This window comes from Flavobacterium amniphilum, from assembly GCF_023634845.1.
Classification (GTDB): Bacteria; Bacteroidota; Bacteroidia; order Flavobacteriales; family Flavobacteriaceae; genus Flavobacterium; species Flavobacterium amniphilum.
In genome coordinates this window covers 13,945-27,481 of record NZ_JAMLJL010000001.1, presented here as the reverse complement: position 1 = coordinate 27,481, position 13,537 = coordinate 13,945, and the positions used below count along the sequence as shown (strand labels likewise).

The following is a 13,537-nucleotide window of genomic DNA, read 5'->3' as shown; positions in this document are numbered from 1 at the left end:
AATTTAGGAGCAATGAGTTCAGAAAAAGAAGCCAAACTAAAAGCACTGCAGCTTACTTTAGATAAATTAGACAAAGCTTATGGTAAAGGAACCGTAATGAAAATGGGTGACAAAGCCATTGAAGAAGTGGAAGTAATTCCTTCAGGTTCGTTAGGTTTAGACTTGGCTTTGGGTGTAAACGGATATCCGAAAGGAAGAATCATCGAAATTTTCGGTCCTGAATCATCAGGTAAAACAACTTTAACATTACATGCCATTGCCGAAGCGCAAAAAGCAGGTGGAATTGCTGCATTCATTGATGCGGAGCATGCTTTTGACCGTTTTTATGCGCAAAAACTAGGAGTGGATATTGATAATTTGATTATTTCACAACCTGATAACGGAGAGCAGGCTTTGGAAATTGCTGAAAACCTGATCCGCTCAGGAGCTATTGATATTGTGGTTATCGACTCGGTAGCGGCCTTGACACCAAAAAGTGAAATTGAAGGTGAAATGGGAGACTCTAAAATGGGATTACATGCTCGTTTGATGTCACAGGCATTGCGTAAATTAACAGCTACAATCAGTAAAACACATTGTACGGTTTTCTTCATTAACCAGTTGCGTGAAAAAATTGGGGTGATGTTTGGAAATCCTGAAACCACTACCGGAGGTAATGCATTAAAATTCTATGCTTCAGTACGTTTGGATATCCGCCGTTCTTCCCAAATTAAAGATGGTGAAAATGTATTAGGAAACAGAACCAAAGTGAAAGTGGTTAAAAATAAAGTAGCACCACCTTTCAGAACAGCCGAATTTGATATCATGTATGGAGAAGGTGTTTCGAAAACAGGTGAAATCCTTGATTTGGCAGTTGAATTTGAGGTAATTAAAAAATCAGGTTCTTGGTTCAGTTATGGAGATACTAAATTAGGACAGGGACGTGATGCTGTAAAATCACTGATCAAAGACAATCCGGAATTAGCTGATGAACTGGAAGCTAAAATCAAAGAGCTGATTAAGCAAAACGATAATTAATCAGAAAGCCATTCGCGAGAATGGCTTTTTTTATTTTTATTACGCAACCCTTTTAACTGTTTTGTATCTTTAATATGTTAATCGGCCGCATTTAAGTTTTATTGCAACTGATTCCCGTAAAATGGGAATTCTGATTTTCGTTTAATAAATAAATAATACACATGAAAAAAGTTTTTTTAGTATTAGTTACTGTGATTACACTGATGGGTTGTAGTTTAGGAAGTGATGACGGAATAAAATTCCACACCGAATTATTACCTATTGAAAGTGCTGTTTTGCCTGCTGAATTTAAACGGGACAGTATCTACGAATTGCCTTTTACGTATATCAGACCTACGACATGTCATTTGTATGAAGGGTTTTATTATGCAAAAGATGCCAATATAAGAACAATTGCCATTCATACAAGTGTTCTTGAACAAGGAGGTTGTACTACACCTACGGTTAATCCCATAACTGAAATTTTACAATTCAAACCAACAGGATTCAATAGTTATATTTTCAAACTTTGGAAAGGCGAAGATGAAAATGGAGAAGATATTTTCGAAGAAATCGAAATTCCGGTAGTACCTTAAAACAGTAAAAGAATTGAGTTTACCAATACTCATACAAGGATGTGTAGAAAAAGATACCAAGTCCCAGGAACAACTATACCAGCTCTATGCCGGTAAGTTGTTTGCTGTCTGCTTGAAGTATTCGAAGAGTTATGCAGAAGCTCAGGATAATCTTCAGGAAGGTTTTCTGCTTATCTTTGATAAAATTGGTCAGTATAATTTTAAAGGTTCATTTGATGGCTGGGCAAAAAGGGTTATGGTTAACCATGTTTTGCAACAATACAGGAAAACGACCTATTTGGAATTGGTCAATGATGTAGTCGATGACAGCGAAACCGAAATTGATGATGAGAATATCAATTTGGAATTTTTGCTTAAAATTGTTCAGGAATTGCCAGACCGGTATCGTTTAGTATTCAATTTATATGTTCTGGACGATTATTCACATAAAGAAATAGCCGAAATGCTCGATATTTCAATCGGAACCAGTAAATCAAATCTGGCAAGGGCCAAAATGATTTTAAAAGAAAAAATTGATAAGTACAATCATAATAATTTACCCTCGGTAAAAAGATGAATGACAGAAAGAAAATAGAACGGTTGTTTCAGGAAAAGTTCAAAGATTTTGAAGTGACTCCTCCTCCTGGGGTTTGGGACGGAATTGCTTCTCAATTGGAGAAAAAGAAGGAAAAAAGACGAATTTTCCCATTTTGGTTTAATGCTAAAGCGGCTGGAATTGCAGCAGCTTTAGTATTGGGCCTTTTTGTACTGAACAACAATCAGGGTTGGGTGAACTGGAATTTCAACGAAGCTTCATCCGATAAGAATACTGTAGTTGAAAAAGGTAATGCTTCTGATAAAACTACTTCCAAAGGTATTAACGGAGAAAAACCGGTTAATGAATTGCCTTCCGGTTTAAATGGAAATCCAAATAGTAATGAAAGAATCGTCTCGGCTACTGAAACCGAAACAGATACTCAGCGAACACAGAATACTTCAATTACAAATACAGATGAATTTAGTACACAATCAACTTCTGCTAAATCACAACAAACAAAATCCCAATCGCCTTCTTACATAAGCAACCAAAAATCCAAAACGTCGGCTGTTTTAGTACATACTGAACAAAATCAGTCAAAATCTTCCGGGAATACACCATCAACTTCTATCGCTAACCGTCAAAAAACAAATAGTGATAATCATTCAAACGATGTGGATACAAATGCACCACAATTGAATGTCAGTCAAATTGCTGATGCCGGAAATCTGAAAAAAACAGAGAAAGAAAAACAACAGACAGTTAAAGATGAGCAATTAGTTCAAATAGCCGAAATTCCGAACAGTAAAAAAGAAACAATTGTCAATCATAAAGACAATGCTGTTGTTCAAAAAGAGGCTTTGACAGTTGATGATGTTAAAGACAAAAATCAAATTGCTGAGAGAAAAGGTGTTTCCGATAATGTTGAAAGAATTAATAATGAAGGAATTAGTAAGGATAATAAAGATTTAGTGAATCCAAAAGGGATTGCTGTGGCCGATGAACTTAAAAATAAGAATGCAGTCAATGAAAAGAACAGTATTTCAGATGCTTCTTCGGATAAAGGGAATCAGTTAAATAATGATCTTAAAAATAGTGCAATTGTCCAAAAGGATATTGTGATAAACCCGCTGGGGAAAGAAAAGAAAGATTCGGTAGTTGTAGCACAGGTTGAAGAAAATCCTTTGGAAAAAATCCTGAAAGAAAAGGAGAAAGCCAAAGAGAAAGAGAAGGAAGAAATAGTTGAGACACCTTATTCCAAATGGGGAGTAAGACCAACTATCGCTGCACTTTTTTCGGGATCAACACAGGGATCGCCAATAAGCCCTGAATTTGCCGATAATGATAAAACATATGATTCAAAATTCGGATTGGGTATCGGAGTTGATTACCGTTTGAGTAAAAAAATAGCAATCAGAACGGGAGTGAGTAAAATTGATATGGCTTACAACACCGAAGGAATTTCTTTTTTTACAGATCTTTCCGGAAGAATGTCAAGTCAGCGCACTATGCGTAATATTAATAGAAATGCAGCTTCGGAAAACGTTATTATCCAGGACAGGCCAAGATCAACTTTGATTGAAGTTGCTTTTGCCAGCAATGATGTTGGCGTAATGAAACAAGAGTTGGGATATATTGAAATACCAATGGAAATGTCCTATAAAATTGTCGATAAAAAATTTGGCTTACACCTGATAACCGGTCTTAGTACATTGTTTTTGAGTGATAACAAAATCTCAATCATGAGTAATGGAATGACTACTGAAATAGGTGAGGCAAACAACTTGAATAAAGTTCATTTCAGTACAAATATTGGTTTGGGAATCAAATACAATATTTTAAAAGCACTGGAAGCATCAGTAGAACCTATGTTTAAATATCAAATCAATACGTTTAGCAATGATTCAGGAAGTTTCAGGCCTTTTGTTATGGGTGTGTATTCCGGATTGAGCTATAAATTTTAAAGTTTAGTTAAGTGTGCTGTTACTCTTTGTGGTAACAGATGGAAAGTGCCCTTTGCCAGGGCACTTTTTATTTTTCAGTTTCAAATTGTACCAACTCCTTGTACATAATTTCCCTGGCTTCATCACGAATGTTTTTCCGGTCATGGTGTACTTTGTTTGAAGTGTCCATGAAGCGTAGTATTTTGACTCTCAGTTTGCCCGGACTTCCACTGAAAAAGGTATAAGAGAAGCGTTTTTTATTGTCCGGGAAAATCATCGGAACAATCGGTAAATGATGATCTACGGCCAAGTTGAAAGCGCCGGTTTTGAATTCGTCCAATAGGATACTTTCGTCATCCGGAACTTTTCCTTCCGGAAAAATACAAATGCTCAACTTTTGGTTGATTCTCTTTTGTGCACGTTCATAAACCTGCTGACGGCTTTTTACGCTGTCACGGTCAACCATGATAACAGCTCTTTTATAAAAGAATCCGAATAAAGGAATTTTAACCAATTCTTTTTTACCCACAAAAACAAAAGGATTTTTAACCGTAACCAACATCAGCATGATGTCAACCATCGAAGTGTGATTGGCAATGAACATATAACTTTTGTTCGGGATGATGTTTTCTTCAGCCTGGATTTTAGGATAAAAACCACTTCCGTATAAAATAACTTTGGCCCATATTCTGGCCATTTTGAAAAATTGAGGGTACCAACTTTCTTTCAGAAAGGAAATAAACAAAAACGGGAACATGACTATGATTGGCAAGAGTACTAAAATGTAGAACCAAACACGCCAAAGTATCCAAAGAGGGATTTTAAATATTTTCATAACGTCAAAAATACGGAATCACTTTAAAAATCTGATAAAAGAATTAACTTTGCTGAAAATAGATTAAAATTTACCATGGCAAAAATACTTACCGGAATCCAAAGTACAGGTACGCCGCATTTAGGCAATTTATTGGGAGCAATTTTACCAGCCATTGAAATGGCCAAAAACCCTGCTAACGAATCGTTTCTTTTTATCGCAGATTTGCATTCAATCACGCAAATCAAAAACGGTGAAACATTGCGAAACAATACAACCAGTACTGCAGCGGTATGGCTTGCCTGTGGTCTTGATCCTTCCAAAGTTATTTTTTACCGTCAGAGTGATGTGGCACAAACTGCTGAGCTTACGTGGTATTTAAGTTGTTTTTTTCCATTCCAGAGATTAACACTTGCGCATTCATTTAAAGATAAAGCAGATAGACTGGAAGATGTGAATGCCGGTTTGTTTACGTATCCAATGTTGATGGCTGCCGATATCTTATTGTATGATGCAGAAGTAGTCCCGGTTGGGAAAGATCAATTACAACATATTGAAATTACCCGTGATGTGGCTTCGCGTTTCAATTACCAAATGGGGGAAACGTTTGTGTTGCCGGAAGCCTTAACCGGAGAAGATACCATGCTTGTTCCTGGTACCGATGGTGAAAAAATGAGTAAATCCCGTAATAATATCATCAATATTTTCCTGGATGATAAGGCGCTGCGTAAACAGGTGATGACTATTGAGACCGATAGTACGCCATTGGAAGACCCGAAAAATCCGGATACATGTAAAATATTTACCATCTTTAAATTATTGGCTACCGAAGAACAAATCGCCGATATGAAAGAAAAATATAAAAACGTAAACCGTGATTTTGGTTATGGTCATGCAAAACAGGCTTTATTCGAATTGATCATTGAAAAGTTTGCTGCCGAAAGAGAGCGTTATAACTACTACATGAACAATCTGGAGGAATTGGAAGGATTGTTGTTGGAAGGTGCAAAAAAAGCTTCTGTGATAGCTGACGGTGTATTAAAGAGAGTCCGAACGAAATTAGGGTACTAATATACTAATGACAATAAATAAAAATCCCAAACGGTCACTGAGGTTCTCGAAGTGAAAGTTTGGGATTTCTTTTATGCTAAAACTTGTTCTATTCTTCCTGTAAAGCGTTCCAGCCTCTGGCTTTCAGCTCAATTCTGGTATTGGCACGGGTAACTAAGTGAATGCCTTCACTTTCTTGTGTCATGTGACCAATAACCGAGAAATTCGGGTTGCCTTTTATCTTGTCAAAATCGTCCATTTTGATGGTGAACAATAATTCATAATCTTCACCTCCGTTTAAAGCAATGGTAGTCGAGTCAATATTGAATTCCTCACATACATTGATGAATTGCGGATCCAAAGGCAATTTTTCTTCATATACATTACAGCCCACATTCGATTGCTTGCATAAATGCATTACTTCCGAAGACAGTCCGTCGGAAATGTCAATCATGGATGTTGGTTTTACATCCAATGCTTTCAGGATTTCAGCCACGTCTTTTCGGGCTTCAGGTTTCAACTGACGCTCGATCAAATAGGTATAATCATCTAAATCAGGTTGGTTGTTAGGATTTACTTCGAATACCTGTTTCTCTCTTTCCAAAACCTGTAATCCCATATAGGCTGCTCCTAAATCTCCAGAAACAACTAATAAGTCGCCTTGCTGTGCTCCGTTTCGGTAAGCAATATTTTCTTCATCAGCTTCGCCCAAAGCAGTAATCGAAAGAATCAGTCCTTTTTGTGATGAGGTCGTATCTCCGCCAATCACATCTACTTCATAATGCTTGGCTGCCAAAGTGATTCCTTCGTATAATTCTTCCAATGCTTCCAAGGGGAAACGGTTGGAAACCGCCACCGAAACCGTAATTTGGGTCGCTTTGGCATTCATGGCATAAATATCCGACACATTAACGACCACGGCTTTATAACCCAAATGCTTCAACGGCATATAAGCTAAGTCAAAATGAACGCCTTCAATCAGCAAATCAGTGGAAACGACTGTCTTTTTATTGTGGAAATCCAATACGGCTCCATCGTCGCCAATTCCCTTTAATGTAGATGGGTTTTTTATTTCGAAATGCTTTGTTAAATGGTCAATCAGGCCGAATTCGCCTAATTGTGCAATACTGGTTCTTTGTGGGGTTTTATCTTCTATCATATTTTCAACTTTAATTCATAAAACTGTCCAGATATTCTTTTAAAGGTTCCAGACCAACTTCTTTTCTCAGTGTATCAACTTTTTCAGGATATTTTAAATCATATGGTAACGGTCGTCCTGTGCTCCATTCGACTTGGGTTCCATATAATTGTTTCTTTCCTTTATTTTTGTGAACCCGGTCATGTAGATATGCATAATTACGTATGGAAACATTTTTGTTTCTTAATTCCTTCTTCATACTCTTCAGAGCTTTTTTTTGAAAATCAACATCATGATCAGAATGTTGAACCAAAGCCCAAAATTTCATGCTTATGGATTCTCCATTTTCTTTTATACCAGGATATCCTTTTTCTGTGAAATATTGTTTGGCAATCAGAGTGTTTTCTTCCATGATTCTGTTTTTTTCATTGTTCATGGAGTCGGTGTATTTTTTGCCTTCTTTTATAATTCTGTCGGTGTCAAATCTCTGGCATCTTTGATCTTCTTCATACATGGAAGCGATTCTCGCTTTCATGCTCTCCGTATATGTTTTGGAAGTTGTACAAGACAGATTAAATGTTGTTAAGCTGACTAATATGACATACTTGAAAAGTATAATTTTTGGTGGCATATCGCTTCTATGGTTCATCAAATTTCTGAACGACAAAGGTACAAAGTTTTTTCGGGCGTAAAATTTTTTTAAAATTCTAAATTCCTGCTGACAGACTGTTGTCACTTGCCCGTTTTAATTTTGTTTCAGTAATCATTAAAACACTTATATCATGAACACAGAAACAGTTGCACAGGTAATCACGCAGGAAGATTTATTAAAACACTGGCAAGGGCACAGAGCATTGACAAGACGTGTAATCGAAAAGTTTCCGGAAAAGGATTTCTTCGAATTCTCGGTTGCCGGAATGCGTTCGTTTGCAAAATTAACCGATGAACTTTTGGCGATTGCTGCTCCGGCGTTAAGAGGAATTGTAAACAGAGATGTACAGCCTTTTACGGAAGGTTCAACACAGGGTTTTACAACTAAAGCACAGTATTTGGAGCAATGGGACAAAGACACTAAGGAGATTGATGCGTTATGGCAACAATTAACGGTTGAGGATTTCAGTGAATCGTTCAATTTATTCGGTCAGTATGAATTCCCAATCATCCAAAACATTCTTTATTTTATTGACAACGAAGTACACCACCGCGGACAAGGATATGTATACCTTAGAGCGTTAAATATCGAGCCGCCATTTTTCTGGGAAAGATAATTTTTTTCTTTAATGATGCGTTAATACATTCAATAAACTAAAAAACAACTAATTATGGGCTTAAAACAAATGATAACAAATTATGCAGAATATAATTTGTGGGTAAACCAACAGTTCTCGAATTGGCTTTCAACGAAACCGGATGCATTATTGCATCAGGATGTGGTTTCCAGTTTCTCCAGTATAATCAAAACGCTGAATCATATTTGGGCAACCGAAGAATATTGGTATTCGGTGATTGCTGAAACTCCTGAATTCGATAAAAGGGAAGCTGGCGAACTGGTTACTTCGGAAGTATTGGAAGGTTTGGTGAACCGGTCAAAATGTTTAGCCCAATTTATAGCATCATTATCGGAAGAAGAACTGGCTAAAACAATCAAAATAGACAATCCATGGTTTCAGTGTGAACTGCCACGTTATGAATATTTACTGCAGGTAGTGAATCACGGAACCTACCACCGCGGACAAATAGTGACGATGGGGAGAAATATCGGCATTACCGATGCTTCCAATACCGATTATAATTTTTATAACGTGACGAAGCAGGTAGTTAATTAAATTGTGTTTTATCCCGGAGGCTTAGGTCTCCGGGATTATTTTTTTTGAAGCAGTTTGTTTAGGTTCAGTTCGAGTAATTCCAAAACGCGGTCTTTCAGCTCTTCGGGTTCTATTATTTCCGACTGATCGGCAAACATCAAAAACCATCTCGGAAAACTTTCCCGGATGTCAAAACACATGAAGGTCATCTCGACTTGACTGCCTATATTCTTCTCCGAAACAAATCCGTATTGTTTACGTTCCCAGCTGAGGTAACGGGCTATTTTTTTGGATACCAGAATACGGACTTTGATTAAAGTATGAACATTGTTTTCTTTACAGAGTAATTCTTCCAGTGTTTTGTGTTCCAATGTGAAATCCAATTCGGTTTTCCGGATTTGCTGGATACGGTCGGTTCGGAATTGACGGTAATCCTTCCGCAAATGGCAATAGCCCAATACATACCAGAAATTGTTTTCATGGAAGATGCCTACCGGTTCTATTCTTCTTTCGTTGATTTCTTCGGTATCAAAGGTTTGGTACAAAAGTAAAATCTGTTTCTTTTCGGCTATGCCTTCAAAAAATAATGTCAGTGCATTTGGGGCATTTTCATTGAACAGTTTTTGGTTGGATTGCATGATGACTTTCGATTCAATTGCATCCAGCCAGTCTTTATCGCTGTTTTTTAATACCGCTTTGAGTTTGAACATCGCCGATTTGTAATGTTTGTCCAAAGCAGCATCGGTAAATTTCTGCATCAGTTTTTCTGCAGCAATAAAACTGCCGGCTTCCTCTCTGGTAAACATAATAGGCGGAAGGCGGTAGCCGTCCATTAACGAGTAACCAATCCCTGCCTCGCTGTAAATGGGCACGCCGGAAGCTTCAAGCGTACGTACGTCTCTGTAAATGGTTCTGAGGCTCACATTGAAACGGTCGGCTAAATCCTGTGCCCTTACAATCTTCTTGGATTGCAATTGGATCAGTATAGCGATAATTCGGTCAAATTTATTGAGGGATTCGTCCATAAACGGCGTACAACTTTTCCTTCAAAGATACGGTTTTTGGTTTGTTGTTTTTAGTTTGTTGTTTATGGTTTGTTGTTTATGGTTTGAATTTCCTGAAAGCCTGTATCATCTCGTAAATCCCGAAAGCTATAAATATTTTGCCAATGATAAATATAAACCAACTCCATGAATTTTGGAGATATGTCCTGTCCTCAATCAAAGGATTATAAAAGTCAGTTACTAGGAAAAATCGAAAAAGGCCATTACAAAAACTAGGATAATTAGCTAAATAATATTTGTAATCTCCTGAAAGAAAAATTTCGGAAGCATAGAAGATTGTATAAATAGCAAGACCGCCTCCGATGGTGAATATAAATGCTCTTCTCCAATCGTTTCCAAAATCAGTTGACCATTTTGTTGCCCATAGAATTGATTTATCAGTGAAATGATCTTTCCAATTTAATTCTTTGTAATGAGCTGCCAATTCATAGGCTCTAAATTTATTGAAATCTATTTTGTTTTCAGTTTTTTGGAGTTCTTGTTTTATGATTCTTAAGGTTCTTGTCCAGTCTGATTGTTTAAAAACAATTTCTTTGGGCTTTACATTGATAATGCTGTTGATTTTTATGTTGTCGAAAAATGCTGGTTTAGTAAAAGTAGATTTTGATATTCTTATAGAATCTACTTCTAAATCTTGAAAGGAAGAGTTTTGTTCGAATACAGTATTTTCAATATTGAATATAGATATATTAGATGAATCAAACTCAGCAAGTTCTTTAAAAGTACAATTTTTAAAATTTAAATGAGCTTGTTTCGATAAGCTTATGCATTCTTTAAAACTAGTGGAATTATTGAATAAAGTTTTTTCAAAATTTACTTTTTCAACAAATTTAAATTTCGAAAAATTTGTTTCATTCAAAATGCAATTGTAAAAATTTAAATTTTTATTAATTACAAGATTTTCAAAATTTGATGCTGTTCCGAAATATACAGAATTTGAACTAAAGGAATTAAATTCGCTATTGCGAAATGAAAAAAAGTTAAAGACATCATTGTTTGACATATGATTCAAATATAACTCACCATTTGATTTAAAATCTGCAAAATCGAGTGAATGAATAATTTTTGCTGATATACTTATTTTCGGTATGTTGACTTTAATGTTTTGTTCAGAAGTAAAATGGATTATTTGCAAAGAGTTTTCAATTATTAAAACTTCTCCAGCTTCAATGATTTGAATGAAATTTAGCATTCTGAATTCACACTTGAAAATTTGTATTTCACCGGAAAAAGAGCAATGTTTGAATATTATATCAAGCGAGCTATTTGTTTTATGGCTAATAATTAAATCTCCATGAAATGTACAATTTTCAAACCTTAAATTATCTAAATTGTTGAAAGATACGAGATTGAATTCGTATTCTTTTAGGTAGATATCTGCATTTTTGAAACTGTATTCATGATTTTCAATTCTCTCAGATAAATTTCGAATTTGCATTCTTTTTTAGTTAAAAGTAAACAAAAAACCCAACAACTTCCGTCATTGGGTTTCATTATTCAATCTTTAAATCGTTTAATCATTCAATTTCAATACCGCCATAAATGCAGATTGAGGGATTTCAACGTTACCTACCTGGCGCATACGTTTCTTACCGGCTTTTTGTTTTTCCAATAATTTACGTTTACGCGAGATATCACCACCATAACATTTTGCGGTTACGTCCTTACGTAAGGCTTTGATGGTTTCACGGGCGATGATCTTAGCTCCGATAGCAGCCTGGATCGGAATGTCAAACTGTTGTCTCGGGATCAGTTCACGTAACTTCTCACACATTTTCTTACCAATGTGGTAGGCGTTGTCTTCGTGGATCAACGCTGATAATGCATCTACATTCTGTGCATTTAACAATACATCCAGACGCACTAATTTAGACGTACGCATTCCGATAGGGTGGTAGTCGAAAGAAGCATATCCTTTGGAAACTGTTTTTAAACGGTCGTAGAAGTCGAATACGATCTCTGCCAATGGCATATCGAAGTTCAATTCCACACGCTCAGTGGTTAGATAAGTTTGATTCGTGATCAATCCACGTTTCTCAATACACAAGCTCATTACGTTTCCTACGAAATCGGCTTTGGTAATGATTGTTGCTTTGATATAAGGTTCTTCTACACGGTCTAATTTTGAAGGTTCCGGTAAGTCAGACGGGTTGTTTACCACAAACGGAGTTTCAGGATCTTTTTTGGTATAGGCCAAATACGACACGTTGGGAACCGTTGTGATTACCGTCATGTTGAATTCACGCTCCAAACGCTCCTGGATGATTTCCATGTGTAACATTCCTAAGAATCCACATCGGAAACCGAATCCTAATGCTGCTGAACTTTCTGCCGTAAATACCAAAGAAGCATCATTCAGCTGTAGTTTTTCCATAGAGGCACGAAGTTCTTCGTAATCTTCGGTATCAACAGGGTAAATACCTGCGAATACCATCGGTTTTACGTCTTCGAAACCATGGATCATATTGGTGGTAGGTGTTTTTGCATCTGTAATGGTATCACCTACTTTTACTTCTTTTGCTTCTTTGATTCCGGAAATAAGGTAACCTACGTCTCCGGTTGAAACTTTATCTTTTGGAACCTGGTTCAGTTTAAGTGTACCGATTTCATCTGCGAAATACTCATTACCGGTCGCCATGAACTTAATCTTTTGGCCTTTCTTGATTTCACCGTTCTTCACACGGAAAATAACCTCAATTCCACGGAACGGGTTGTAAACCGAGTCAAAAATCAATGCCTGTAACGGCTCTTCCGGATTTCCTTTCGGAGCAGGTATTTTTTCGATGATGGCAGCTAAGATATTCTCCACACCAAAACCGGTTTTACCCGAAGCGTGGATGATGTCTTCCAAATCACAACCTAAAAGATCGATGATGTCATCACTTACTTCTTCCGGATTGGCACTTGGTAAATCTACTTTATTCAATACCGGAATGATTTCAAGGTCGTTTTCCAAAGCCAGGTATAAGTTGGAAATGGTTTGTGCCTGGATACTCTGTGCAGCATCCACAATCAATAACGCGCCTTCACAAGCTGCAATTGAACGCGACACCTCATACGAGAAATCCACGTGTCCCGGAGTATCGATAAGGTTTAAGATATAATCTTCCCCTTTGTATTTGTATTCCATTTGGATAGCGTGACTCTTAATGGTAATACCACGTTCGCGCTCCAGGTCCATATTGTCCAGTAATTGCGCTTTCTCTTCACGGGCAGTTACGGTTTGGGTTGCACCAAGTAAACGGTCCGCCAGGGTACTTTTACCGTGGTCAATGTGCGCAATAATGCAGAAATTTCTAATGTGCTTCATCTTATACATTTATGGGCAACCGGCGGTGAACGGAGGATTAGGTTGAAAATTTCCGTGCCGTTCACGGCCAATGCTCTTAGTCATCATTTTATGCTACAAAAGTATGAAAATAAGTGAAGCAATTAAAGTCTCTTTTTTTAAACTTTCATTAGCTGAAAATTTTAGCGAAAACTGAAGGTTTTTTTGTGATTTTACCCTTAGCAATACGATACTTTCTGAATTCAGTAAGACGGTTTTGCAATTTCTTTTTAAGTCGGTCCAGGTTCGTTTCTTTTGCCATGATTTGTAGTTTTTTAAAGTTTGT

The 13,537-nt window shown here is 36.8% G+C and carries 14 protein-coding genes; 7 read left to right on the top strand and 7 right to left on the bottom strand.

The features are described from left to right. Positions 1 to 12: 12 nt before the first annotated feature. The 4 genes from recA (at position 13) to NAT51_RS00115 (ending at position 4,073) form a co-directional block, all read left to right on the top strand. Complete coding sequence (gene recA, locus NAT51_RS00130; protein WP_250593849.1) at positions 13 to 1,017, top strand: recombinase RecA; 1,005 nt, start codon at positions 13 to 15, stop codon at positions 1,015 to 1,017. A 161-nt stretch (positions 1,018 to 1,178) separates the two neighbouring features. Next, on the top strand, positions 1,179 to 1,592 hold the full coding sequence (locus tag NAT51_RS00125) for a hypothetical protein (protein WP_250593846.1): 414 nt from the start codon (positions 1,179 to 1,181) through the stop codon (positions 1,590 to 1,592). 13 nt (positions 1,593 to 1,605) lie between these two features. Further along, complete coding sequence (locus NAT51_RS00120; protein ID WP_250593844.1) at positions 1,606 to 2,148, top strand: RNA polymerase sigma factor; 543 nt, start codon at positions 1,606 to 1,608, stop codon at positions 2,146 to 2,148. Continuing rightward, the gene (locus tag NAT51_RS00115; protein ID WP_250593843.1) at positions 2,145 to 4,073 is read left to right on the top strand and encodes an outer membrane beta-barrel protein; all 1,929 of its coding nucleotides are present in this window, start codon (positions 2,145 to 2,147) and stop codon (positions 4,071 to 4,073) included. The genes NAT51_RS00120 and NAT51_RS00115 overlap by 4 nt, the downstream gene beginning before the upstream one ends. A 67-nt stretch (positions 4,074 to 4,140) precedes the next feature. Here NAT51_RS00115 and NAT51_RS00110 read toward each other — a convergent pair whose 3' ends face one another. Then, positions 4,141 to 4,749: a lysophospholipid acyltransferase family protein gene (locus NAT51_RS00110; RefSeq protein ID WP_317245427.1), complete on the bottom strand. Its 609-nt coding sequence runs from the start codon at positions 4,747 to 4,749 to the stop codon at positions 4,141 to 4,143. A gap of 213 nt (positions 4,750 to 4,962) precedes the next feature. Between NAT51_RS00110 and trpS the strand changes: the two genes are divergently transcribed. Continuing rightward, on the top strand, positions 4,963 to 5,937 hold the full coding sequence (gene trpS, locus NAT51_RS00105; protein ID WP_250593838.1) for a tryptophan--tRNA ligase: 975 nt from the start codon (positions 4,963 to 4,965) through the stop codon (positions 5,935 to 5,937). 88 nt (positions 5,938 to 6,025) lie between these two features. Here trpS and thiL read toward each other — a convergent pair whose 3' ends face one another. Next, the gene (thiL, locus tag NAT51_RS00100) at positions 6,026 to 7,075 is read right to left on the bottom strand and encodes a thiamine-phosphate kinase (protein WP_250593836.1); all 1,050 of its coding nucleotides are present in this window, start codon (positions 7,073 to 7,075) and stop codon (positions 6,026 to 6,028) included. A 10-nt stretch (positions 7,076 to 7,085) separates the two neighbouring features. Next, a complete protein-coding gene (locus NAT51_RS00095; RefSeq protein WP_250593834.1) occupies positions 7,086 to 7,589 on the bottom strand; it encodes a DUF6624 domain-containing protein in 504 nt (167 codons plus the stop codon). Positions 7,590 to 7,836: 247 nt separating this feature from the next. On the opposite strand from NAT51_RS00095, the gene NAT51_RS00090 reads away from it, so the two are divergent. After that, positions 7,837 to 8,322 carry a DinB family protein gene (locus NAT51_RS00090; protein WP_250593832.1) on the top strand — a complete coding sequence of 162 codons (486 nt, stop codon included), beginning with the start codon at positions 7,837 to 7,839 and terminating at the stop codon, positions 8,320 to 8,322. Between the two features lie 54 nt (positions 8,323 to 8,376). After that, positions 8,377 to 8,880 carry a DinB family protein gene (locus NAT51_RS00085; protein ID WP_250593830.1) on the top strand — a complete coding sequence of 168 codons (504 nt, stop codon included), beginning with the start codon at positions 8,377 to 8,379 and terminating at the stop codon, positions 8,878 to 8,880. A gap of 35 nt (positions 8,881 to 8,915) precedes the next feature. Here NAT51_RS00085 and NAT51_RS00080 read toward each other — a convergent pair whose 3' ends face one another. The 4 genes from NAT51_RS00080 to NAT51_RS19650 all read right to left on the bottom strand — a co-directional run bounded on the left by NAT51_RS00080 (position 8,916) and on the right by NAT51_RS19650 (position 13,513). Further along, positions 8,916 to 9,884, bottom strand: coding sequence for a helix-turn-helix transcriptional regulator (locus NAT51_RS00080; protein ID WP_250593828.1), 969 nt, complete (start codon positions 9,882 to 9,884; stop codon positions 8,916 to 8,918). Positions 9,885 to 9,960: 76 nt separating this feature from the next. Continuing rightward, positions 9,961 to 11,361 (bottom strand): hypothetical protein, encoded by a 1,401-nt coding sequence (locus NAT51_RS00075; protein WP_250593826.1) that lies wholly within the window; start codon positions 11,359 to 11,361, stop codon positions 9,961 to 9,963. A 75-nt stretch (positions 11,362 to 11,436) separates the two neighbouring features. Next, on the bottom strand, positions 11,437 to 13,233 hold the full coding sequence (gene lepA, locus NAT51_RS00070) for a translation elongation factor 4 (protein WP_250593824.1): 1,797 nt from the start codon (positions 13,231 to 13,233) through the stop codon (positions 11,437 to 11,439). Between the two features lie 148 nt (positions 13,234 to 13,381). Further along, positions 13,382 to 13,513 carry a hypothetical protein gene (locus NAT51_RS19650; RefSeq protein ID WP_262921772.1) on the bottom strand — a complete coding sequence of 44 codons (132 nt, stop codon included), beginning with the start codon at positions 13,511 to 13,513 and terminating at the stop codon, positions 13,382 to 13,384. Positions 13,514 to 13,537 lie beyond the last annotated feature (24 nt).